Here is a 24,317-nt window from a genome sequence, read left to right on the forward strand (position 1 = left end):
GCGCCATTGTGCTGTTGAGTACCGCCGAATCTCAGCACGGAATGGCACGCCGGGCCAAGGGGTCCGACTGATGTCAGGTGAAGGAATTCACAAACGGAGAGAGCTCACCGGCGCCCGGTGGGGCGCACGGGTCAGCTCATGCGCAGGGCGAGGAAGAAGTCGAGCTTGTCCTCCAGGCGCGAGAGGTCACGGCCCGTCAACTGCTCGATCCGCCCGACGCGGTAGCGCAGGGTGTTGACGTGGAGGTGCAGCCGGGCCGCGCAGCGGGTCCAGGAGCCGTCGCAGTCCAGGAAGGCCTCCAGCGTCTCGATCAGCTCCGCGCGGTGGCGCCGGTCGTAGTCGCGCAGCGGGTCCAGCAGCCGGGCGGTGAAGGCGCGGCGGACGTCGTCGGGGACGAACGGCAGCAGCAGCACGTGCGAGGCCAGCTCGTGATGGCCGGCCGCGCACACCCGGCCCGGCCGGGCCGCCGCCACCCGGCGGGCGTGCCGGGCCTCCTCCAGCGCGCCGCGCAGCCCTTCGGCCGAGTGCACGGCCGCGCTGACACCCAGTGTCAGCCGCCCGTCGTCGGCGAGGCCCGCCGAGAGCGGTTCGCGTACGGAGGCGAGCAGCGCGTCGGCGTGCAGCGCGGGGTCCTGGGCCGGGGCTTCGTCGGTCGGTGACGCCTTGCCGGCCTCCGGCCCTTTCCCGGTCTCCGGCGCCTCGGCGGTGCCGGCCGCGTTGGCGGCGTGGTCGGGGTCGTGGTCGTCGGCGTTGGCGGCGTTGTCGGTGGGGCCGCCTGCCGTCTCAGGGAGGGAGGCGGGCACGGCCGGGAGCGGTACGAGGGCGATGGCCTCCTCGCCCGTATGGGCGACGGCGATGCGGTCGGCGGAGTCGGGGCCGCTGACCGCCGGGTCGACGAGGATCTCCTCCAGCAGGGCCTGGGCGACCGGGCCGCCCGCGATGTCGCCCGGGACGCCCGCCCCTCCCGCCGTGCCCGGGGCGGTCCAGTCGACCCGGGCCACCACGACCTGCCACTGCGGGGCCGCCCCCAGGCCCGGCAGGAGGACCGGGGCGGCGACCCGGAGCCGGGCGGCGATCTCGGCGGGAGCCGCGCCCGCCTGGACCAGCTCCAGGACCTCCTGGGCGAGCCGGCGGCGTACCGTACGGGCCGCGTCACGGCGGTCACGCTCCACCGCGATCAGCTGGGTGACGCCCTGGAGCAGGTCGAGCCGGGCGGCGGGCCAGTCCGAGGCGTCCGCCTCCACGGCGAGCAGCCAGTCGGAGAGCACCGACTCCCGGACGTCCCGGGCGGCCGGGACCGCGCCCCGGCCGGCGTTGCGGATCGGGAAGAGCGAATACGTCGAACCGGCGACGGCCGCCCGGTAGGGCCCCCGGCGCCCGGTGCGGGTCGCCGCCAGGTGGTGCCCGGCCAGCGCCGCGCCCAGCGGACCGGGCAGCGGGGCGCCCGCCCCGGCGATCTGGCGGCCGGTGGGGGACAGGACCCAGGCCCGCAGGTCCAGGTCGGAGGTGAGGAGGTCCAGGACCACCTCGGGGCCGCCGCCCGCCGGGCCCGAGGTCATCAGCCGGCGGTGCCGGTCCACCACGGCCGCCAGGTCGCCCGCCCGCTCGCCGGAGACCTGGCGTACGACGTGTTCGGTGATCGTTGCGAACGCCACGGTCTCGTTCACGGCGAAGAGCGGCAGGCGGTGCTGGACGCACGCTTCCACCAGGTCGGCGGGGATGTCGCCGAGCTCCGCCTCGCCCGCCGCGAGCCCGGCCACCCCGGCGCCCGCCAGGATCCGGACGAACGGCTCGGAGTCGCTCGCGTCCCGGCGCCAGGCGAGCCCCGTCAGCACCAGCTCGCCGCCGGAGAGGTAGCGGCTGGGGTCACGCAGGTCGGTCGTCATGACGCCCCGGACCGTGCGGTCCAGCTCGTCGTCGCCGCCGAGCAGCCGCAGGCCCAGCGCATCGGTCTCCAGCAGTGCGCGCAGCCGCATCTCGTCGCCGCCGATCTTTCCGTAGGGGTGAGCAGGTGGGTGAAGGAAGGGGGGAAGGGGTGGGGGACCACAGGGGTGAACGGGTACCTGTGAATTGCGGCGAGGTTACTGATACCCGCCATTCGTTCGAATCTACAAGACGAGGACGGAGACCAGCCAACTCCTTCAGTGTTTCGGTGACTGCACCCACCGGGTCCTGGCTTGTGTACTGGGCCACACACCACATGAACACCACATGAACGAGCCACACGAGGCAGACGAGGGCCGGCCGTCCCCAGCCCCGGTGTACGACCCGATTGAGAAGAAGAGAGCCACTCATGGACTTCCTTCGCCCCGCCAGCTGGGAGGAGGCGCTCGCCGCCAAGGCCGAGCACCCCACGGCTGTGCCCATCGCGGGCGGCACGGATGTGATGGTCGAGATCAACTTCGACCACCGGCGGCCCGAGTACCTCCTGGACCTGAACCGCATCGATGAGCTGACCGAGTGGGAGGTGGGCCAGGAGAGCGTACGGCTCGGCGCCTCGGTGCCGTACAGCGCCATCATGGATCACCTGCGCACCGAGCTGCCGGGCCTGGCGCTCGCCTCGCACACCGTCGCCTCCCCGCAGATCCGCAACCGCGGCGGTGTCGGAGGCAACCTGGGCACCGCGTCGCCCGCCGGTGACGCCCACCCGGCGCTGCTCGCCGCGGGGGCCGAGGTGGAGGCCGAATCCGTACGCGGAACGCGGCTGATTCCCATCGACGCTTTCTACACAGGCGTCAAGCGCAACGCCCTGGCGCCGGACGAGCTGATCCGCGCCGTGCACATCAGGAAGGCCGACGGGCCCCAGCAGTACTCCAAGGTCGGCACCCGCAACGCGATGGTCATCGCCGTCTGCGCCTTCGGCCTCGCCCTGCACCCCGAGACCCGCACCGTGCGCACCGGCATCGGCTCCGCCGCCCCGACGCCCGTCCGGGCCAAGGAGGCCGAGGCCTTCCTGAACGCCGCACTCGAAGAGGGCGGGTTCTGGGAGAGCGGCAAGATCATCACCCCCGCCATCGCCAAGCAGTTCGCCGCCCTCGCCTCGGGCGCCTGCAACCCGATCGACGACGTACGGGGCACGGCGAAGTACCGCAGGCACGCGGTCGGCATCATGGCCCGCCGCACGCTCGGCTGGACCTGGGAGCAGTACCGCGGCGCGGGCCGCACGCTGGAAGGAGCTGCGTAACCATGCGAGTCAATTTCACGGTCAACGGCCGTCCGCAGGAAGCCGACGACGTGTGGGAGGGCGAGTCCCTTCTTTACGTGCTGCGTGAGCGTATGGGGCTGCCCGGTTCCAAGAACGCCTGCGAGCAGGGTGAGTGCGGGTCCTGCACGGTCCGCCTGGACGGCGTCCCGGTCTGTTCCTGCCTCGTCGCCGCCGGCCAGGTCGAGGGCCGCGAGGTCGTCACCGTCGAGGGGCTGGCCGACTACGCCAAGCACCGCGAGGACGCCCACCCCGGTGGCGGCTGCGCCTCCGGCGCCTGCGGCACCACGCTGGACGCCGCCAAGCGCTGGCAGTCCAAGCCGACCGACAGCCAGACCGGCGAGGCCGTCGAGCTCTCCCCGATCCAGCAGGCGTTCATCGACGCCGGAGCCGTCCAGTGCGGCTTCTGCACCCCCGGCCTGCTGGTCGCCGCCGACGAACTGCTGGAGAACACCCCCTCCCCGTCCGACCAGGACATCCGCGAGGCGCTCTCCGGCAACCTGTGCCGCTGCACGGGTTACGAGAAGATCCTCGACGCGGTGCGCCTCGCGGCCGCCCGCCAGGAAGAGGCGGTCCAGTCATGACGACGCACCCCGAAGCCACCACGCGCCCCGAGGCCACGGTGCCCCAGGCCCGGACCGTACCGGCCGGAACGCCCACCAAGATCACCCAGGGTTCCCCCACCAAGGGCGGCATCGGCGAGTCCACGCTCCGCCCCGACGGCACCCTCAAGGTCACCGGCGAGTTCGCGTACTCCTCCGACATGTGGCACGAGGACATGCTGTGGGGCCAGACGCTGCGCTCCACCGTCGCGCACGCCGAGATCGTCTCCATCGACACCTCGGAGGCGCTGGCGACCTCCGGCGTCTACGCGGTGCTGACGTACGACGACCTCCCGGCCGAGATGAAGAACTACGGCCTGGAGATCCAGGACACGCCCGTTCTCGCTCACGGCAAGGTCCGCCACCACGGTGAGCCGGTCGCCATCGTCGCCGCCGACCACCCGGAGACCGCGCGCCGCGCCGCCGCCAAGATCAAGATCGAGTACCGCGAGCTGCCGCTCATCACGGACGAGGCCTCGGCGACCGCGCCCGACGCCGTGCTCGTGCACGAGGGGCGCGACGACCACCACATCGGCCATGTCCCGCACCCCAACATCGTGCACCGCCAGCCGATCATCCGCGGCGACGCCGACGAGGCCGCCAAGCGGGCCGACGTCATCGTCACCGGCGAGTACACCTTCGGCATGCAGGACCAGGCCTTCCTCGGCCCCGAGTCCGGTCTCGCGGTCCCGTCCGAGGACGGCGGCGTCGAGCTGTACGTCGCCACCCAGTGGCTGCACTCGGACCTCGGCCAGATCGCCCCCGTCCTCGGCCTGCCCGAGGACAAGGTCCGCATGACGCTCTCCGGCGTCGGCGGGGCCTTCGGCGGCCGCGAGGACATCTCGATGCAGATCCACGCCTGCCTGCTGGCGCTCCGCACCGGCAAGCCCGTCAAGATCGTCTACAACCGGTTCGAGTCCTTCTTCGGCCACGTCCACCGGCACCCGGCCAAGCTCCACTACGAGCACGGCGCCACCAAGGACGGCAAGCTCACGCACATGAAGTGCCGCATCGTCCTGGACGGCGGCGCCTACGCCTCCGCCTCCCCGGCGGTCGTCGGCAACGCCTCCTCGCTCTCGGTCGGCCCGTACGTCATCGAGGACGTCGACATCGAGGCGGTCGCGCTCTACACCAACAACCCGCCCTGCGGCGCGATGCGCGGCTTCGGCGCGGTCCAGGCGTGCTTCGCCTACGAGGCGCAGATGGACAAGCTCGCCGCGAAGCTGGACATGGACCCGGTCGAGTTCCGGCAGCTCAACGCCATGGAACAGGGCACCCTGCTGCCCACCGGCCAGCCCTGCGACTCGCCGGCCCCGGTGGCCGAGCTGCTGCGCCGGGTCAAGTCCCGGCCGCTGCCGCCCGAGCAGCAGTGGCTGGCGGCGGGCAGCGAGGGCACCTCCATCGACGTGCGCGCACTGCCCGGCGGACTCTCCAACACCACCCACGGCGAAGGTGTCGTGCGCGGCATCGGCTACGCGGTCGGCCTGAAGAACGTCGGCTTCTCCGAGGGCTTCGACGACTACTCCACCGCCCGCGTGCGGATGGAGGTCATCAACGGTGAGGCGGTCGCCACCGTCCACACCGCGATGGCCGAGGTCGGCCAGGGCGGCGTCACGGTCCACGCCCAGATCGCCCGTACCGAACTCGGGGTCAACCAGGTCACCATCCACCCCGCCGACACCCGCGTCGGCTCCGCCGGATCCACCTCGGCCTCCCGCCAGACGTACGTCACCGGCGGCGCGGTCAAGAACTCCTGCGAAGCCGTACGGGAGAAGGTCCTGGAGCTCGGCCGCACCAAGTTCGGCACCTACCACCCGGCCTGGGCCACCGCCGAACTCCTCCTGGAGGGCGGCAAGGTCGTCACCGACGGCGGCGAGGTGCTGGCCGATGTGGCCGAGGTCCTGGAGGACGAGGCGATCGACATCGAGCTGGAGTGGCGCCACCGGCCCACCGAGGCGTTCGACCTGCGCACCGGACAGGGCAACGGCCACGTCCAGTACTCCTTCGCAGCGCACCGCGCGGTCGTCGAGGTCGACACCGAGCTCGGCCTGGTCAAGGTCATCGAACTGGCCTGCGCCCAGGACGTCGGCAAGGCGCTCAACCCGCTCTCGGTGCTCGGCCAGATCCAGGGCGGCACCCTCCAGGGCATGGGCGTCGCCGTGATGGAGGAGATCATCGTCGACCCGAAGACCGCGAAGGTGCGCAACCCCTCCTTCACGGACTACCTCCTCCCCACCATCCTCGACACGCCGACCATCCCCGTCGACGTGCTCGAACTCGCCGACGAGAACGCCCCGTACGGGCTGCGCGGCATCGGCGAGGCCCCCACCCTGTCGTCCACCCCGGCCGTCCTCGCGGCGATCCGGAACGCGACGGGCCTGGAGCTCAACAGGACCCCGGTACGCCCCGAGCACCTCACCGGTACCTGAGAGAGGCGGGACCGGGTGATCCCCGGCCCCGCCGCCTCCGAGCGGTCCCCCCCCCGAACTCTCCGGGCGGTGTGCTGAGCCGAGAACGTCACACTTTTCCGCATCCCGCACCGCCCGGAGACACCAAGCACCGCACCGCTCGCGGTTCTTCGCCGTGTGCCGGCACCAACAGCAGCGCACGCCGTCACAGAACGGCAGCGCACGCCGGCGCACGGCAGCGCCTCACGGATCAACGCGTGCCTCCGGCACATCCGTATCTGCTTCAACAGTTCGTCCCGGCCGTCCCCGGGTCGTGCAGCCGACGCAGTCATCCCAAATCCCGCATTCAGGAATCTCCAAGCGGGTGCCCCTGTGAACCTTGGGAGTCAGGCATCATGACCCAGCAGTCAGTGGAACCGAAGACCAGCGCGGAGGCCGCGGGCCCCGCCTCGCGCGTCCCCGCCGGAAGATCATGGCTCGACCGGTACTTCCACATATCCGAACGAGGCTCCACGGTCGCGCGCGAGGTGCGCGGCGGCGTCACGACCTTCATGGCCATGGCGTACATCCTGCTGCTCAACCCGCTGATCCTCGGCGGGGAGGACGTCAACGGCAACCTCCTCAGCCAGCCGGGCCTGATCACCGCGACCGCTTTCGCGGCGGCGGCGACGACCCTGCTCATGGGCTTCGTCGGCAAGGTGCCCCTGGCGCTCGCCGCCGGACTCAGCGTCTCCGGCGTGCTCGCCTCGCAGGTCGCGCCGAACATGACCTGGCCGCAGGCCATGGGCATGTGTGTGATCTACGGTGTGGTGATCTGCCTCCTGGTGGTCACCGGCCTCCGCGAGATGATCATGAACGCGATCCCGCTCGCGCTCAAGCACGGCATCACCATGGGCATCGGGCTCTTCATCGCCCTCATCGGCCTCTACAAGGCCGGCTTCGTCCACCAGGGCGCGGCGACCCCCGTCTCCCTCGGCCCGGCCGGTGAACTCGCCGGCTGGCCCGTCCTGATCTTCTGCGTGACCCTGCTCCTGATCTTCATGCTCCAGGCGCGCAACATCCCCGGCGCGATCCTGATCGGCATCATCGTCGGCACGCTGGTGGCGCTGGTCATCAACGCGATCGTCGACATCCCCGCGAAGGCGTGGAGCAGCGGCCCGCCCGCCCTGGAGGGCAGCGCGGTCTCCACCCCCGACTTCTCGCTCTTCGGCAACGTCGAGTTCGGCGGCTGGGGCGACGTCGGTGTGATGACCGTCGGCATGATCGTCTTCACCCTGGTGCTGGCCGGCTTCTTCGACGCGATGGCCACCATCATCGGCGTCGGCACCGAGGCCAAGCTCGCCGACGACAAGGGCCGTATGCCGGGCCTGTCCAAGGCGCTGTTCATCGACGGCGCCGGCGGTGTCATCGGCGGTGTCGCCTCCGGCTCCGGCCAGACGGTCTTCGTCGAATCGGCCACCGGAGTCGGCGAGGGGGCCCGGACCGGGCTGGCCTCCGCCGTCACCGGCCTCTTCTTCGCCGCCTGCCTCTTCTTCACCCCGCTCACCGCGATCGTGCCGACCGAGGTGGCCTCGGCCGCCCTCGTCGTCATCGGCGCGATGATGATGCAGAACGCCCGGCACGTGGACTGGAGCGACCGTTCCGTCGCCATCCCGGTCTTCCTGACCGTGGTCCTGATGCCCTTCACGTACACCATCACCACCGGTGTCGCCGCGGGTGTCATCGCGTACTCCGCCATCAAGCTCGCCCAGGGCCGGGCCCGTGAGGTCGGGGCCTTCATGTGGGGGCTGACGGTGATCTTCATCGTCTTCTTCGCCCTCAACCCGATCGAGAGCTGGCTCGGCGTCCACTGACGCCGGCCCACCAACCCCTCCCTCACCTAAGGAGAGTCGCCATGCTGGACATCGCCGAAGAGCTTCACCGGTGGGTCTCGCAGGGACGCGCGTTCGCCGTCGCCACCGTGGTGGCGGTCGGCGGCAGCGCGCCCCGGCAGCCGGGTGCCGCCCTCGCCGTCGACGCCGACGGAACGGCCATCGGCTCGGTCTCCGGCGGATGTGTGGAGGGCGCGGTGTACGAACTGTGCCAACAGGCCCTCCAGGACGGTCGATCCGTCCGCGAGCGCTTCGGCTACAGCGACGAGGACGCCTTCGCGGTCGGCCTGACCTGCGGTGGCGTCATCGACATCCTGGTCACACCGGTACGGGTGGACGATCCCGCCCGCCCGGTGTTCGCCGCGGCGCTCGCGGCCGCCGCCGAGGGGGCGGCGGCCGCCCTGGCCCGCGTCACGGAGGGTCCCGAGGAGCTGCTCGGCCTCCCGCTCCTGGTCCGGCCCGACGGGAGTCACGAGGGCGGGCTCGGCGGCCACCCGGCGCTGGACCGGACCGCCGCGGCCGAGACCCGGGCCCTGCTGGACGCGGGCCGCACCGGCCCGCTCGCCATCGGCGCGGAGGGCTCCCGCTGCGGCCGGCCGATCCAGCTCCTGGTCGAGTCCAGCGTGCCGCCGCCCCGCATGATCGTGTTCGGCGCGATCGACTTCGCGGCCGCCCTCGTGCGCGCCGGGAAGTTCCTCGGCTACCGGGTCACCGTCTGCGACGCCCGACCCGTCTTCGCCACCGCCGCCCGCTTCCCCGAGGCCGACGAGATCGTCGTCGACTGGCCGCACCGCTACCTCGCGGAGACCGCCACCGACGCCCGTACGGTGCTCTGCGTCCTCACCCACGACGCCAAGTTCGACATCCCGCTGCTGGAGGCCGCCCTGCGCCTCCCGGTCGCCTACGTCGGCGCGATGGGTTCGCGCCGCACGCACCTGGACCGCAACGACCGGCTGCGCGAGGTCGGCCTCACCGACCGCGAACTGGCCCGCCTCCACTCGCCGATCGGCCTCGACCTCGGAGCCCGTACGCCGGAGGAGACGGCCCTCTCCATCGCCGCCGAGATCGTCGCGGTCCGGCGCGGCGGCAGCGGTGTGCCGCTCACCGGGGCCCATACCCCCATCCACCACGACAGCAGCGGACAACCGCTCGCCTCGGTGGCCTGAAACACCTGGTCCACGCAGGGCGGTTAGCCGCCACGGCGGTTTCCCGCCCACGCCGAACGCAGCGGACACCCCGGGTCAACCGGTAGATCAGCTGCATGACTTCTTCCCCCTCCTCCGTTCCCGGCCGGGCGAGATGCGCGCGCCCAGGACGCCGGGCCCTCCTCCTGGCCACCTCGGCCGCGCTCCTGGGCGGCCTGCTGGTCCCCTTCGCGGGCACCGCAGGGGCGGCCCCCGCGGCCACCCGCACCGACGCCCCGCGCTCCGAGATACGCACGGTCACCCTCATCACCGGGGATGTCGTCCGGTACGTGGACGGGCCCGGCGACCAGGACACCGTCACCGTGGACCGCCCCGACGGGGCGAGCGGCGGGGTCCGGGTCCAGCAGGCGGGCGGTGACATCCACGTCCTGCCCGACGAGGCCACCGCACTCCTCGCGGCGGGCAGGCTGGACCGGCGGCTCTTCAACGTCTCGGCCCTGGTGCGGATGGGGTACGACGACGAGGGCACCGGTTCCGTCCCGCTGATCGCGACCTACCCGGCCGCGAAGGGGAGGGCGCTGCCCGCCGCCCCGCGCGGCGCGAAGAAGACCCGTGCCCTCACCTCGATCCAGGGTGCCGCGCTCCAGGCGGACAAGGGCGACGCGCGGACGTTCTGGGACGCCATCACCCGTACAACTGGGGCCCGTTCGCTCGACAGCGGGATCGCGAAACTCTGGCTGGACGGCCGCTCCGAGGCCCTGCTGGCCGATTCGGTGCCGCAGGTCAACGCCCCGCGGGCGTGGGCCGCCGGGTTCGACGGGAAGGGCACCAAGGTCGCCGTCCTGGACACCGGTATCGACGCCGGCCACCCGGACGTCAAGGACCGGATCGTCGGCTCCCGCAGCTTCATCCCCGGCGAGGAGGTGGAGGACCGCAACGGCCACGGTACGCATGTCGCCTCCACCATCGCCGGTTCGGGCGCCGCGTCCGACGGCGCCAACAAGGGGGTCGCCCCGGCGGCCGGCCTGCTCGTCGGCAAGGTGCTCAGCGACGAGGGGTCCGGCGCGGACTCCGGGATCATCGAGGCCATGGAGTGGGCGACGGCCGAAGGGGCCGACGTCGTCTCCATGAGCCTGGGCTCCCCGGTGCCGGACGACGGCGGCGACCCGATGTCCCAGGCGGTCGACTCCCTCTCGGCGGACGGCGGTCCGCTCTTCGTGATCGCCGCGGGCAACGCGTACGGGGCGGGCACGATCGGCTCGCCCGGCTCGGCGGAGAAGGCGCTCACCATCGCCGCCGTCGACAAGGAGGACGCCCGCGCGAGCTTCTCCTCCATGGGCCCGCTGGTCCGCTCGCACGGCCTGAAGCCGGACCTTTCGGCCCCCGGCGTCGACATCAACGCGGCCGCGTCACAGTCCGTTCCGGGCGCCGAAGGGCCGTACCGCTCGATGTCCGGTACCTCAATGGCGACGCCCCATGTCGCGGGCGCGGCAGCCATTCTGAAGCAGCGTCACCCCGACTGGACCGGTCAGCGCATCAAGGACGCGCTGATGACCTCCTCCACGAAGCTCGACGCGTACACCCCGTACGAGCAAGGCGTGGGCCGGCTCGATGTGAAGGCGGCGATCGACACGACGGTCGAGGCCACGGGCTCGGTCCAGGTCGCCTCGTACGACTGGCCGCACAGCCCCTCCGACCCGGTCGCCGAACGCACGATCACCTACCGCAACACGGGTGATACGGACATCACCCTCGACCTGGCCACGGACACCGAGGAGGCGGCCTACACGCTGTCCACCTCCACGCTGACGGTCCCGGCAGGCTCCACGGCCGAGGCAGCCCTCTCCCTGGACCCGGCGAAGGTCGCGAACGACACCACGTTCTCCGGCCAGGTCACCGCCACCGACGCGTCGGGCACCACCGTCGCGCACACCGGCTTCGCGCTCACCAAGGAGAAGGAGCTGCACGACCTGACGCTGAAGCTCCGCGACCGCGCGGGCGAGCCGATGGACGGCGTGGTCGTCCTCGCCGAACTGGGCGACCCGCAACTCGGCCTCGTCCAGGTCACCGGGGACACCACCCTGCGCCTGCCGCCCGGCAACTACACCGCCTGGGCCTCCGTCGACATCGACGGCGACCGCCCGGACTCCCAGGCCGTCGCCTTCCTCGCGGCTCCGGAAACGATCCTCACCGAGTCCGCCACGGTCACTCTCGACGCCTCCAAGGCCCGCAAGGTGAGCGTGCGCACCCCGAAGGAGACCGAGACCCGCCAGCTCCGCTACGACATGGCGCGCACGGCTCCGGACGGCACGGTCCAGCGCGACGCGTACCAAATCCCGCTCACCTACGACCAGTTGTGGGCAAGCCCGACCAAGAAGGTCAAGGAGGGCAGCTTCAGCTTCCTCACCCGCTGGCGCCAGGGCCAGGAGCTGATCGACGTCACCGCCGACGGCCACGACGTCCCGGTCACCGTCCAGAGCGGCTCGGTCGTCGCCGAGGACAGCGAGCAGCGGCTGACCGCTGTGTACGCGGGCCAGGGCGCGGCCGCCGATTACCAGGGCCTGAACGCGCGGGGCAAGGCCGTGGTCGTCACCCGCAGCGACACGGTCGCCCCCGCCGACCGGCTGGCCGCCGCCGTGGCCGCCGGAGCCAAGGCGCTGCTCGTCGTCCACGACGGCCGGGGCCGCGCCATGGAGTCCTACGTGCCGTACGGCGACGAGTCCACGATCCCGGTCGCCTCGGTCCAGCGGCTCGCGGGCGACACCCTGATCCGGGCCGCCCAGCGCGGCAGGAAGGTGACCGTCGACCAGAAGAAGTTCGCGTCCTACGTCTACGACCTGGTCGACCGCCACGACGGCACCATCCCGGACCGTTCCCTGGCCTTCACCCCCTCCACCCGTGACCTGGCGAAGGTGACCAGCACCTTCTACGGCCACCGGGCCGTGATCGGGGCGGGCTACCGCTACGACATCCCGGACTACGGTCCCGGCCTCGGCTTCGAGGAGTACGAGAAGTTCCCCGGCACCCGCACCGAATGGGTCAACCCCCTCCCCGGCGACTCCTTCTGGTACGAGAACCACTCGGTCCTCAACGCCGAACAGTCCGACCGGGCCCACGAGATGCGCAGCGCCCAACTGGACTACCGGCCGGGCAAGGACTACCGGGCCGAGTGGTTCGCCCCGGTCAGCCGCCCGCGCCTGGGCACCGGCTACTGGGGCCCGTTCCGCACGGCCGCGAACGACGTGCAGTTCAACATCACCCCGTGGACGGACGCGGGCGAGGGCCACTCCGGCTCGATGCCCGAGGACGAGTACGACACCACCTCGTACGCCTTCCACCAGGGCGACACGTTGATCAAGAAGGGCGCGGGCAGGGCGGGCCACGCCTGGGACCTGTCGCCGCAGAAGCTCCCGTACCGCCTGGTCATCGACTCTTCCCGGGACGCGAAGACCTGGAAGACCTCCACGCGTACACACACCGAGTGGGGCTTCGTCTCAGGCGCGCTCGACCCGGACGGCCCGTACCAGGCCGACATCCCGCTGCTCCAGCTCGACTACGCCGTCGACACCGACCTGGCCGGCGACGTCCGCTCCGGCCGCCGCACCGAGATCGGCCTCTCCTCCGGCACCCAGGAGTGGCTGCCGGGCGCGGTGAGGGCCGACAAGGCCTCGCTGTCGGTGAGCTACGACGACGGCCGGCACTGGACGAAGGTGGACCTGCGCAGAGAGGCGTCGGGCCGCTGGACCGCCACGTTCCGCACCCCCGCCAAGGGCGCGACCTCGGTCTCGCTCAAGGCCCACGCAAAGGGCCCCGGCGGTCTCGTCGTGGACCAGGAGATCATCAGGGCCTTCGGCCTGAAGCGCTGACGTGACCTGACCGGCCGAGACGTGGTCCCGCACCTCGGGAGGTGCGGGACCACGCGCGTAGAGCCGTAGGCGATGCGGCTCAGCGCCCCGCCTGCAACGCCCCCCACGTGGCCGGGCCCACCTTGCCGTCCACGCTGAGGCCGCGGCTGGTCTGGTAGGTGCGGACCGCGCTCTCCGTCGTCGGGCCGAAGCTGCCGTCGGCGTTCACCGTGGTGCCGAGTGCCGCCGTCAGGGAGCGCTGGAGGCGCTTCACCGCGTCGCCGGAGCCGCCGCGGGCGAGGGCGGGGGTGGTGCCGGCGGAGAGCAGGGCCGTCCAGGTCTTCGGGCCTACCGCGCCGTCGGCGGTGAGGGAGCGGGCGCGTTGGAACGCCTGGGTGGCGCTCTTGGTGGTGGGGCCGAAGAGGCCGTCCGCGGTGCCCGCCGCGTACCCCTGGGCGTTGAGCAACTGCTGGACGGCCTTCACCTGTGGGCCCGACGAGCCCGACTGCTGGACCGCGTACGAGGGGAAGGTCAGGCTGTCACCGGGGGTGCCGGAGCCGCCCCCGACGAGCTGCATGTAGTAGTTCCAGTCCCAGTGCACCCCGGGGTCGGTGTGGTCGTTGCCGGGGACCTCGCTGTGGCCGACGATGTGCGTCCGGTTCTTCGGGATGCCGTACCGCGCGGCGAGGTGCGAGGTCAGGGCGGCGGATGAGCGGTACATCGCGTCGGTGAACCAGGCCGGGTTGTCGACCCACCCCTCGTGCTCCAGACCGATGGACGAGGAGTTGGCGCTGCGGGCGTGCCAGGCGGTGTTGGCGTCGCGGACCGTCTGGGTGATCTCGCCGTCCGATGAGCGGATCACGTAGTGGGCGCTGACCTGGGACGCGGGGTTCTGGAACCAGCTGATGGAACCGGCGTACGAGCCCTGCGTGACGTGGACGACCACCTTGTTGATGGCCGCGGTCCGGCCGGTGGCGTAGTTCTGGGAGGAGGCGGGGACCCAGAGTGCCGAGGGGTAGTCGGGGCTCTGCGCGTAGACCCCGGCGGCGGAGACCTCGTCCTTCTCCGGGGCGACCGGGCGGGAGGGTACCCGGACCTTCTCGCCGCCGGGCGCCGTCGCGGTCAGGCCCTGGGCGAGGAAGGTGAACACGGTGTCCGCGTAGAGCGCCGCCGCCGGGCCCTCCGCCTCGCTGTACCCGGCGACCGCCGGGTACCAGGCGTTCACGTCCCGCCGCTCCGTACGGTCCAGGCCGAGGCGGTCGGCGTGGTCGCGCAGGACGGCGGCGCCGCCGAGGATGTTGGCCGCGGTGTCCCGGCGCAGCCGGTCGGCCGGTTCGCCGGTCAGGGCCGCGGCCTTCTCCAGCGAGCGGTTGTCGGGGTTGCTGGCCAGGTGCATCACCCCGTAGCCGTTCGCCTGGCTGGGCTTGCCCGCGTGGCCGTCGAGGCGGCTCTCGCCGTAGCCGACGGCGGCCAGCAGATCGCGCGGTACGCCGTACTCCCGGGCCGCCCGGTCGAAGGCGCGGTTCAGCGGTTCGGCGGTGGGCGGGGCGGGGGCGGCGGTCGCCGGCCGGCCGGTGGCGACCAGCGCGGTGACCGTGAGGGCCGCCAGCACGGACGCGCCGGCCCGGGTGCGGGCGGCGACGGGACTTCTGGGCATGGGTGCTCCTGCTCTGTGGGGAATCTGTGGGGAAATCCGCGGGAGGAGAAGAGAGAAGCCCCCGGTCCGGGGTGAAGGACGCAAGGGGCTGCGAGCGCACCCAGGCTAGCGAGGTGAGAAGGGCATGACAATGACGGCCGCGTCATGGCGTGTCGCACAACTGGCCGTAAATGTAAGGGAGTTGAGGGGCAATTAGGGCCTGTCGGGTGACGGGGGGTATCACCCGACAGGGGGTGCGATGGGCCGATCGGCCCCGCCCTCGCTACCAGCGGTTCCGGTGGATGACGTCCGCCACCGGGCGGCGCCGGACCGGTCCGAAGTTGCCCTGCGGCCACCCCACCGGAACGGCGGCGAACGTCGCCATGTCCTCCGGGATGCCGAGCTCCTGCTTCCACTCCTGCTCCAGGAACAGGTGCCAGATGGTGATGTTCGCCGCGAGGCCGAGTCCCCGGGCCGCGAGCAGCAGGTTCTGGACGCCGGGGTAGACGCAGGAACCCTCCGCCAGCGCCTGGAAGCGGGTCTGAGAGGACATCATCCGCTCGCTCGCCTCCGGGCCGAGCGCCTGCGCGGAGGCGATGAGGCCCTCCTCGTCGAGCCGCGGCGCCGGGAAGCGGTAGCACGGAATGATCAGCGCGGGCGTGTCGGCGAAGTGGTCGCGCTGGTACTCGATCGCCGCCACCATCCGCCCGTACGCCGCCTCGTCCATGCCCTCGGGCGCGTACTTCCCGGTCGTCGCGAGGTAGGAGTCCACGCACCGCTTCCACAGCGGCGCGAGCCGGGCCATCACCTCACGGTCGGTCACCACGACGTACTCGTAACACTGCATGTTGCCGCCGCTGGGTCCCCACACGGCGGCCTGTATGAGCTGATCGATCGTCTCGTCCGGTACGGCGTCCGGCTTGAGGCGGCGCATGGCGCGCATGGTGGACATGGTGTCGAAGAGAGCGGGGCCGCCGAGGGCGGACGCGTCGGGGTGAACCGTTTCCATGGTCATGGTCGCGCAGTCTAGACAGGCCCCTCCCCTCGGGCTCCCTCCGCCCAGGGCCGAGAGCGTCCGGCCCTGGGCGCGTCGTCACCGTGCGGTGTCAGCGGCAGCGGGCCGTGAAGCCGTTGTCGGCGAGGCCCCGGCAGAACGACGCCTTGGCGGCGGTGTAGCGGGACAGCCTGCCGTCGACGAACCAGGTGGTGTCGGGGGCGAAGTCGAAGCTGCCGTCGTCGATGCCGTCCCAGCCGTACCGGAAGTCCAGGTTGATGTAGACGACGGACCTGATCACCCCGCGCAGATCGTGCTCGCCCGGCAGGTTGGGGATCGGGCCGCGGTAGTTCATCAGCGAGAACAGCCGCTTCACCCACTGGTCGCCGCGCTGCTCCTCCAGCCCGTGCGTGGAGCCGTTGTCGGCAGTGAAGTTCATCATGCCCGCCTCGGCGAGCACGACCGGTTTGCCGTGGTCGCGGGCGAACTTGACCAGCTTGAGCACGTTGGCGTCATGGTCGAAGGTGCGCCACACGGCGGCCGGGTTGCCGTGGGCGTCGGTGCCGATGTAGGCGTCGCGGCACCGGCTCGTCCCGATGTCGTAGTTCTGCGGCGGGGTGCCGTTGTAGAGGTAGCCGCGGTCGTGGATCGGCAGGCACAGCTCATGGGCGAAGACGGAGACACCCATCCAGTCCACCGCCGCGTCCCCCGGATACATCGACTCGAACTCGCCCCGCACCGGGTGGAAGACGAACTGGAGGTTGCGGGGCACGGAGCGGCTGTCGAGGTAGCCGGCCAGCCGGTTGAACGCCCCCTTGTACGAGGAGCAGCTCGCGTCGGTGCAGTGGTAGAAGCCGCTGACCTCGTAGTCCAGCCGCAGCGTGAACGTGGCCCTCGGGTAGGCGTTGGCGAAGGCCACCAGCCGGTCCAGCGAGGCGGTGTGGCCGCCTGCCGCGATCTCCGCGGTGACCGCGCGGGACCGGGCCGCCTTGACCGACTCGTCGCCGCCGTTGAAGCCGGGCGGGTTGTCCTTCCAACTGATGCCCACCTGTACGGTCCCGCCCTGCGCGGCCACCTGCTCGGCGAAGGCGCGGTGGGCCGGGCCGACCCAGTCGCCCTTGCGGAGCTCGTAGTAGACGGAGCCGCCGTCGGCGCCGGTGGCGAAGGTGGAGAAGTCGTCCAGGGCGCCCTTGGTGGACTGGCCGAGGAGGAGTTCGGGGGCTGCTGTTGCGGCGGCGGCGGTGGCTGCCGGGGGAGTGGTGGTGGTCGCGGTCGCGGGGGTCGTCAGGAGCAGTGCTGCGGTGAGGGCCACGGTGAGGGTGGAGAGGGCGGCTCGGATGCGGCGGTTGGAGCGCTTGGTGAACACAGGGGCCTCCTGGGGAGGGTGCGAGGGGGGATGCGGGGCCGCCGTACGGGGGGAGGGCCGTCCGGCGGCCCGTGCCGGGAGGGGGCAGGGGTCAGCGGGCGGTCCAGGTGTAGGTGGGCGTGGTGGTCTGGTGGGTGACGGTGGTGGGCTGGTAGTTGAAGGAGTACGTGAGGGTCGAGCCGGCCGGGACGGTGACCGGGAGCTCCCAGCGGCCGTCACCGCTGTCGTAGGTGAGGAAGTGGTTCTGCGGGGACCCGCCGTTGAGGCGGTACTGCACGGTGACGAAGGTGGCGGTGAAGCCTCGTGGCCGGAACCAGACGGTGGCGGCGGGGGTGCCGGTCACGCCTTGGGTGAAGTCGGCGGGGGCCGGGTTGGTGGGGGTGGGAGTAGGTGTGGGCGTGGGAGTCGGGGTGGGGGTGGGTGTCGGCGTCGGGGTGGGCGTCGGGGTCGTACCGCCGTTGCCGTTCGTCCACTGCGGCTTCCGGATCTCGGCGAGGAAGTTGTTCAGGACCGTCGGGTCGGCCTGGACCCGGGAGTCACCCCAGTTGCCGTTCGCGCAGCCCGGTCCGCCGGCCTGGGCGCCGGACTGGCACTGCCACTGGGTCTGGGCGTCCCAGTTCGTGTTGATGTAGGCGGCGGAGCGGATCACGTCCCGGTTGCGGGTGACCCAGTCGAAGTAGCCGGCGTGCCAGCCGTCCCAGATGGCCTGGCCGCTGGAGCCCGCCGGGTTGTTGCGGAAGATGCAGCTCCTGGTCTTCGCGCCGGTACGGGAGCCCTGCGGCGCCGCCTCGGAGACCGCGACCGGTTTGCCGTGGGCGCGGGCGAAGTCGAGCAGGCGGTTCTGCAGGCCCACCGGATCGGTGTCGTACGTACCGCAGCCCCACTGCGACTGCACGGAACGGGAGTTGTAGAAGGAGGAGGTGCCCACCCAGTCGACGTAGGCGTCACCGGGGTACCACGTGTCGAAGTGCCGTGGGTCGGTGACGATGTAGTGGTAGTCCGGGCGGTCGGGGTGGGTGTTGACCGGCCAGGCGGCGCTCTGCCAGACGGTGGCGACACGGGCCGCGCCGAGGGCGTCGATGCGGCCCTTGATGAAGCGGAACGCCTCCTTGTAGAAGTCGGCGTTGTAGCAGTTCCAGGGGCCGTCGAACTCGTAGCCGATGCGGAGCAGGACGTCCCGGTCGTAGCCCTTGAGGCGGTTCACCATCTCGTCGACCTTGGCCCGGTACTGCGTGATCAGGTTCGGGTTCCCGGTCGTGACATCGGCGTCGTTGCGGCCGATGATCGCGCGCAGCGGCTGGTTGCCGCAGCCGCTGGTCGCGTCCGAGAGGTAGAGGCCGACGGCGAGCGTGGCGCCCGGGTACTCGCGGAGCGTACGGGCGAAGTCGACGGTTCCCGCGCCCCAGTTGGCCGGGCCGGCCATCCCCGCGAGCGGGGCCGGGGAGCCGCCGAGGACGAGGTTGGTGTAGAGCGTGACGCCACCGGGGGCCGGGGCGTCGAGCGCCGGCTTGGTCAGGACGTCGGTGCGGTAGTCCGACAGCGTGTCGCTGTCCTGTCCCATCACCAGCATGACCTTGCCGTCGGCGGGTACGCCCCGCCCGGCCGGCGCGGCGGCTCCGGCGGGAGTGTTCGGCGCGGCGAGGGCGACGAGCGCCCCGAGGGCCACGGCCCCCGCCACGAGGGATCGGTGCAGTGGTCGTTGGTGCCAGCGGACGGTCATGGCGGCTCCGGATTCGGCTACGGCGTCGGCTGCGGCGCGACGCGGTGAGGTGAGGTGAGCGCTCGCATGATGGAGGCGGGCGGCGGCGAGGACAACAGTCGCCGAAAGTTTCGTAAGGGTGTGCAGGTCAGCCGTGGTGGCCCGGCGAAAACGTGAACTCGGTTCCGTGCGTGCGGGGTTGCGCACCCGATGAACGAGCCTGGGCTGCTGGATCGTCCTGCTTCGTGGCGTATGAGGTAGTGAGGGTTCGGGAATCTACCGGTGATTTTCGCGAAACTCTTGACATGATTTTCGACGCCCGCGACCTTGGTGCCCACTCGTCCAGCACCTCTCCCAGCACCTCTCCCGGAGGACCACCATGGGCCGTTCGCGTGCCCGCAGAACCGCCGCGGCGCTCGCCGCCGCCGTCGCGCTCGTCGCCGTCCCCGCCTGCGGCTCGGACGCCGGGGAGTCGGGCGGGAAGATCACGTTGACCGTCGCCACGTTCAGCGACTTCGGCTACAAGCCGCTGATCGAGGAGTACCGCAAGAGCCACCCCGACATCGTCGTCAAGGAGCGCATCTCCCAGTTCGACCAGCACCACAACCAGCTCTCCACACAGATCGCCTCCGGCAGCGGAGCCGCCGACGTCGTGGCGATCGAGGAGGGCTACCTGCCCAAGTTCCGTTCGGTGAAGGACAAGTTCACCAACCTCGCCGACCACGGGGCGTCGGAGCGCAGAAGCGAGTACCTCGACTGGAAGTGGGAGCAGGGCACCCTCGGCACCAGCGACTTCGTCATGGGGTACGGCACCGATGTCGGCAGCCTCGCCATCTGCTACCGCAAGGACCTGTTCGCCCAGGCCGGCCTGCCCACCGAGCGTGACGCGGTCGGAAAGCTCTGGCCCACCTGGGAGGACTACTTCGCCACCGGGGAGACCTTCCGGGCGAAGGTCAAGGACAAGGCCTGGTTCGACAGCTCCGGCAACATCTTCACCGCGATGATGAACCAGACGCGGTACGGGTTCTTCGACGCCGACGACGCCTACATCGGCAGGACCAACCCGAAGGTCCGCGAGTTCTTCCGCGCCACCGCCGACGCCACCGCCGACCAGCAGTCCGCCAACCTCCAGCCCTTCAGCCAGCAGTGGAACGCGGGCATCAAGCAGGGCCGCATGGCCACCATGACGTGTCCCGCCTGGATGACCGGCCAGATCAAGACGGCGGCCGGTGAGAGCGCGGCCGGGAAGTGGGACATCGCCACGGTGCCGGGCGGCGGAGGCAACTGGGGCGGCTCCTTCCTCGCCGTACCGAAGCAGAGCAAGCACGCGAAGGAGGCCGCGGAACTGGCCGACTTCCTCACCTCCGCCGCCTCGCAGAAGAAGATCTTCACCGGTCCCGTCGGGGCGCTGCCCTCGCTCGTCTCCGTCCTGGACGACCCGGAGGTGCAGGGCGCCGCGCAGCCGTTCTTCAGCGACGCCCCCACCGGCAAGATCTTTGCCGCATCGGCCAAGAGCCTCCAGCCCAACTACCGCGGCACCAAGGACCAGCAGGCCCGCATCCCGTTCGGCAACGCGCTGCAACTGGTCGAACAGGGCAAGGCCGACGCGGGGCAGGCCTGGGACAAGGCGCTGAGCGAGGCGGACAAGAACCTCCGCTGACCAGCCGAGAACCGCGCACCCCGCCCCCCGGCGGCGGGCCCACCACCGGACCCGCCGCCGCCCCGGGCCTGGCCCACCCCCGCCCCTACGCGACCCCCATCGGAGAACGAGCATGGCGCTCCAGCTCCGCACCACCCCGGGCACCCTCCCGGGCCGGACGAGGAACGGGCACCGCACCGGCCGGCCGCACTCCCGGCGGCAGTTGCTCCCGTACCTCTTCATCGCCCCCTTCTTCGTCGTCTTCGGGATCTTCGGGCTCTACCCGCTGCTCCAGACCTTCTGGGTCTCCCTGCACGACTGGGACCGGCTCGCCGGGCCCGGTGGATGGGTAGGCGCCGACAACTTCACCCGCCTGCTGTCCGACTCCGACTTCTACACCGCCACCTTCAACACGCTCAGCATCTTCGTCCTCTCCACCGTCCCGCAGCTCCTCGCCGCCCTCGCCCTGGCCTGGCTCCTCGACCGCCATCTGCGCTCACCGAGCGTCTGGCGCGCTCTCGTCCTGGTGCCGCAGTACGTCTCCGTCGTCGCGGTCGCGCTGGTCTTCTCGCAGCTCTTCGGCCGCGACTTCGGCATCGTCAACTGGGCCCTCGAAGGGCTCGGCATCATCAGCGAACCCGTCGACTGGACGGCTGACACCTGGAGTTCGCACCTCGCGATCAGCTTCATGGTGATGTGGCGCTGGACCGGCTACAACGCGCTGATCTACCTGGCGGCCATGCAGGCCGTCCCGCGCGCCTTGTACGAGTCGGCGCAACTCGACGGCGCAGGACGTTTTCTGACGTTCCGTAAGATCACGCTGCCCGCCATCCGGCCCACCGTCGTCTTCACCGTCGTCATCTCCACCATCGGCGGCCTCCAGCTCTTCGCCGAACCCTTCCTCTTCGACCAGCAGGGCAACGCCGAAGGAGGCGCCGAGCACCAGTTCCAGACGCTGACGCTGATGCTCTACAAGTACGGCTTCATCAACAACGACGCCGGATACGCCTCCGCCGTCTCCTGGGTGCTCTTCCTCGTCATCGCGCTCATCGCCGCGGTGAACTTCCTGCTCGCCCGCCGTTCCGGCCGCAACTGACCCGGTCACCGGAGTCTTCAGGAGCAACGTATGGCCATCGCCACCCCCACCCGCCTCCCGCCCGCACGGCCCGAACGCCGTGAGAGGCGGCCACGGGCACTCCTGCGCAAGGTGCCCCGGCGCCCCGACCAGGCCGGGCCCGTCGCGTACGGCCTGCTCGCCGCCGTCATCGCGGCGTCCGTCTTCCCGCTCTACTGGAGCTTCGTCGTCGCCTCCCACGACGACAACTCCGTCCTCGCCGGCTCCACCCCGCCGCTCGTCCCCGGCGGCCACCTCGTCGAGAACATCCAGCGGGTCTTCGAACTCTCCGCGTTCTGGCAGGCCCTCGGCAACTCACTGATCGTCGCCTCCACCACCGCCGTCTCCAACGTGCTGCTCTCCTCGCTCGCCGGATTCGCCTTCGCCAAGCTGCGCTTCCCCGGCCGCGACGTCCTGCTGGTGTGCGTGGTCATCACCGTCATGGTCCCGACCCAGCTCGGCATCATCCCGCTGTACATGCTGGTCACCGACATGGGCCTGTACGGGAAGCTCGCCGCGCTCATCGTGCCCGCGCTGGTCTCCGCCATCGGCGTCTTCTGGATGCGCCAGGCCATCGAGGAGAACATCCCGGACGAGCTCATCGAAGCCGCCCGAGTGGACGGCGCCGGGCTCCTGCGTACGTACTGGCACGTCGTCGTCCCCGGCGTACGGACCACCGCCACGGTCCTTGGCATGTTCACGTTTATGTTCGCCTGGAACGACTACTTCTGGCCGCTGATCGCGCTGCCGCCCGAGAACGGCACCGTACAGATCGCCCTCAACCAGCTCGCCGCGGGCTACTACACCGACTACACGCTGATGCTCGCCGGCGTCGTGGTCTCGGTGCTGCCCGTCCTCGTCGTCTTCACCCTGCTGGCCCGCCGGATCGTCTCCGGAGTGATGGCCGGCGCGGTCAAGGGCTGACCCGGCCCGCCACCCCACGACCAACGGAGTACCCATGACCGCCGTGCAGCGCCTCCGCGACCCGGAACGCCCCCGCGACAAGCCCGGGAGCCCCACCGGGCCGACCGACTCGCGGGCCGCGACGCCGGAGACGTACGGGACGATCGTCAACCCCGTACTGCCCGGGTTCCACCCCGACCCCTCGATCCTCCGCGTCGGCGACGACTACTACCTCGCGACCTCCACCTTCGAATGGCTGCCGGGCGTCGCCGTCCACCACTCGCGCGACCTCGTCCACTGGCGTCCGCTCGGCGGGCTGCTGCGCGAGGAGCGCCTCATCGACCTCACCGGACGCCCGGACTCCGGCGGGGTCTGGGCGCCGTGCCTCTCGTACACGGACAGCCTCTTCCACCTCGTCTACAGTGATGTCACCAACCTCTCCGGCGCCTTCAAGGACGTCCGCAACCACGTCATCACCGCCCCCGCGATCACCGGCCCCTGGTCCGACCCGGCCCCCTTCCCCTCCCACGGCTTCGACCCGTCCCTCTTCCACGACGACGGCGAGGACAGCCACGACGGCGAAGGCGGCGACGGCCGTAGCTGGGCGCTGTGGATGGAGTGGGACCACCGGCCCGGCCGCCACCCCTTCGGCGGGATCCTGCTCCAGGAGTGGGACCGCACCGCCCGCCGGGTCACCGGCCCGCTCCACCGCATCTTCACCGGCACCTCCCTCGCCCACACCGAGGGACCGCACCTCTACCGCCGCGACGGCTGGTACTACCTGCTGACCGCCGAGGGCGGCACCTCCTGGGCGCACGCCGTCACCGTGGCCCGCTCCCGCCGGTTGACCGGCCCGTACGAGGCCGATCCCGCCGGTCCGCTGCTCACCGCCCACGGGCACGAAGACCTGCCGCTCCAGAAGGCCGGCCACGGCAGCCTGGTCGCCACCCCGTCCGGAGAGTGGTTCCTCGCCCACCTCATGGCCCGCCCGCTCAGCCCGCTCGGCGCCTGCGTCCTCGGCCGGGAATCGGCCATCCAGCGCATCGAATGGAACGACGAGGGCTGGCCCCGCCTCGGCGGCGCACCGCCCGTTCCGGCCGGCGGTGCGGCCCTGCCCCGGCCCGTCGTCGCGGGACCGGCCCTGGCACCGGACCCGCTCCCGGCCGAGCCCGAGCGCGACCTCTTCGAGGGGCCGGAGCTCGGCCCCGCCTGGGCGACCCTGCGCCGCCACCCCGACCCCTCCTGGCTCAGCCTCACCGAACACCCCGGCCGGCTCCGGCTGCGCGGCGGCGAGTCGCTCGGCTCGACCCACCGCCAGAGTCTGGTCGCCCGCCGTCAGCAGGCCCACCACTTCACCTTCGCGACCCGGCTGCACGCCGATCCGCGCTCACCGCTGGAGATGGCCGGCCTGGTCCACTACTACAACTCCACGCTCTGGCACTACCTCCACCTCACCCGGGACGAGGAGCTGGGCCGGGTCCTGCGCGTCGGCGTCTGCGACCACGGCCACTACACCGAACCGTGCGATCCGGTGCCCCTCGGCGACGGACCCGTCGAGCTGCGGCTGACCGGCCGGGGCGCCCGCGCCCGGTTCTCCTGGCGCACCGGCCCGCACACCGCCCCGCAGCCGGTCGGTCCCTGGCTGGACACCACCCGGCTCTCCGACGAGAGCGCCACCCGGGGCGACCCGGCCACCGGGCACTTCACCTCCTGGGGGTTCACCGGCGCCTTCGTCGGACTCTGCGCCCAGGACCTCACCGGCGCGGGCGCCACGGCCACGTTCTCCTGGGCGGAATACCGACAGCCGAACACCCGGACCGAGCACGGGCAGCCGGGCGCCCAGCGGCCCGGGAGCGACGAGCGGCCCGACGGAGGGTGAGCACGCTCTCCGGC

15 protein-coding genes are annotated in these 24,317 nt (G+C 71.5%); 10 read left to right on the forward strand and 5 right to left on the reverse strand.

Annotation, left to right across the window (positions count from 1 at the left end; genetic code table 11):
* Nucleotides 1-131 precede the first annotated feature (131 nt).
* Nucleotides 132-1,976: a PucR family transcriptional regulator gene (locus ACFWRT_RS33970; RefSeq protein WP_380952353.1), complete on the reverse strand. Its 1,845-nt coding sequence runs from the start codon at nucleotides 1,974-1,976 to the stop codon at nucleotides 132-134.
* 317 nt (nucleotides 1,977-2,293) lie between these two features.
* Between ACFWRT_RS33970 and ACFWRT_RS33975 the strand changes: the two genes are divergently transcribed.
* The 6 genes from ACFWRT_RS33975 (at nucleotide 2,294) to ACFWRT_RS34000 (ending at nucleotide 13,094) form a co-directional block, all read left to right on the forward strand.
* Complete coding sequence (locus tag ACFWRT_RS33975) at nucleotides 2,294-3,184, forward strand: FAD binding domain-containing protein (RefSeq protein ID WP_380952354.1); 891 nt, start codon at nucleotides 2,294-2,296, stop codon at nucleotides 3,182-3,184.
* A 2-nt stretch (nucleotides 3,185-3,186) separates the two neighbouring features.
* Entirely contained in the window at nucleotides 3,187-3,786 is a 600-nt protein-coding gene (locus ACFWRT_RS33980) for a (2Fe-2S)-binding protein (RefSeq protein WP_380952355.1), read from the forward strand.
* The gene (locus ACFWRT_RS33985) at nucleotides 3,783-6,233 is read left to right on the forward strand and encodes a xanthine dehydrogenase family protein molybdopterin-binding subunit (protein ID WP_380952356.1); all 2,451 of its coding nucleotides are present in this window, start codon (nucleotides 3,783-3,785) and stop codon (nucleotides 6,231-6,233) included. The genes ACFWRT_RS33980 and ACFWRT_RS33985 overlap by 4 nt, the downstream gene beginning before the upstream one ends.
* A 374-nt stretch (nucleotides 6,234-6,607) precedes the next feature.
* Nucleotides 6,608-8,065, forward strand: coding sequence for an NCS2 family permease (locus ACFWRT_RS33990; protein WP_380952357.1), 1,458 nt, complete (start codon nucleotides 6,608-6,610; stop codon nucleotides 8,063-8,065).
* A 41-nt stretch (nucleotides 8,066-8,106) separates the two neighbouring features.
* The gene (locus ACFWRT_RS33995) at nucleotides 8,107-9,249 is read left to right on the forward strand and encodes an XdhC family protein (protein WP_380952358.1); all 1,143 of its coding nucleotides are present in this window, start codon (nucleotides 8,107-8,109) and stop codon (nucleotides 9,247-9,249) included.
* 95 nt (nucleotides 9,250-9,344) lie between these two features.
* Entirely contained in the window at nucleotides 9,345-13,094 is a 3,750-nt protein-coding gene (locus ACFWRT_RS34000) for a S8 family peptidase (protein WP_380952359.1), read from the forward strand.
* Nucleotides 13,095-13,173: 79 nt separating this feature from the next.
* On the opposite strand, the gene ACFWRT_RS34005 is transcribed toward ACFWRT_RS34000, so the two are convergent.
* From ACFWRT_RS34005 to ACFWRT_RS34020, 4 genes are all read right to left on the reverse strand, one after another.
* Nucleotides 13,174-14,730: a peptidoglycan-binding protein gene (locus ACFWRT_RS34005; RefSeq protein ID WP_380952360.1), complete on the reverse strand. Its 1,557-nt coding sequence runs from the start codon at nucleotides 14,728-14,730 to the stop codon at nucleotides 13,174-13,176.
* Between the two features lie 262 nt (nucleotides 14,731-14,992).
* The gene (locus ACFWRT_RS34010; protein WP_380952361.1) at nucleotides 14,993-15,724 is read right to left on the reverse strand and encodes a nitroreductase family protein; all 732 of its coding nucleotides are present in this window, start codon (nucleotides 15,722-15,724) and stop codon (nucleotides 14,993-14,995) included.
* Between the two features lie 91 nt (nucleotides 15,725-15,815).
* Nucleotides 15,816-17,069 carry a glycoside hydrolase family 26 protein gene (locus ACFWRT_RS34015; RefSeq protein ID WP_380952362.1) on the reverse strand — a complete coding sequence of 418 codons (1,254 nt, stop codon included), beginning with the start codon at nucleotides 17,067-17,069 and terminating at the stop codon, nucleotides 15,816-15,818.
* 91 nt (nucleotides 17,070-17,160) lie between these two features.
* The gene (locus ACFWRT_RS34020) at nucleotides 17,161-18,789 is read right to left on the reverse strand and encodes a glycoside hydrolase family 26 protein (RefSeq protein ID WP_380952363.1); all 1,629 of its coding nucleotides are present in this window, start codon (nucleotides 18,787-18,789) and stop codon (nucleotides 17,161-17,163) included.
* Nucleotides 18,790-19,147: 358 nt separating this feature from the next.
* On the opposite strand from ACFWRT_RS34020, the gene ACFWRT_RS34025 reads away from it, so the two are divergent.
* The 4 genes from ACFWRT_RS34025 (at nucleotide 19,148) to ACFWRT_RS34040 (ending at nucleotide 24,303) form a co-directional block, all read left to right on the forward strand.
* A complete protein-coding gene (locus ACFWRT_RS34025) occupies nucleotides 19,148-20,428 on the forward strand; it encodes an extracellular solute-binding protein (protein WP_380952364.1) in 1,281 nt (426 codons plus the stop codon).
* Nucleotides 20,429-20,540: 112 nt separating this feature from the next.
* On the forward strand, nucleotides 20,541-21,503 hold the full coding sequence (locus tag ACFWRT_RS34030) for a carbohydrate ABC transporter permease (RefSeq protein ID WP_380952366.1): 963 nt from the start codon (nucleotides 20,541-20,543) through the stop codon (nucleotides 21,501-21,503).
* Nucleotides 21,504-21,533: 30 nt separating this feature from the next.
* A complete protein-coding gene (locus ACFWRT_RS34035; protein WP_380952367.1) occupies nucleotides 21,534-22,445 on the forward strand; it encodes a carbohydrate ABC transporter permease in 912 nt (303 codons plus the stop codon).
* A 34-nt stretch (nucleotides 22,446-22,479) separates the two neighbouring features.
* Nucleotides 22,480-24,303: a glycoside hydrolase family 43 protein gene (locus ACFWRT_RS34040; protein ID WP_380952368.1), complete on the forward strand. Its 1,824-nt coding sequence runs from the start codon at nucleotides 22,480-22,482 to the stop codon at nucleotides 24,301-24,303.
* Nucleotides 24,304-24,317: the final 14 nt, after the last annotated feature.

Origin of the sequence: Streptomyces cyaneofuscatus (assembly GCF_042718795.1) — a bacterium.
GTDB lineage: Bacteria > Actinomycetota > Actinomycetes > Streptomycetales > Streptomycetaceae > Streptomyces > Streptomyces cyaneofuscatus_A.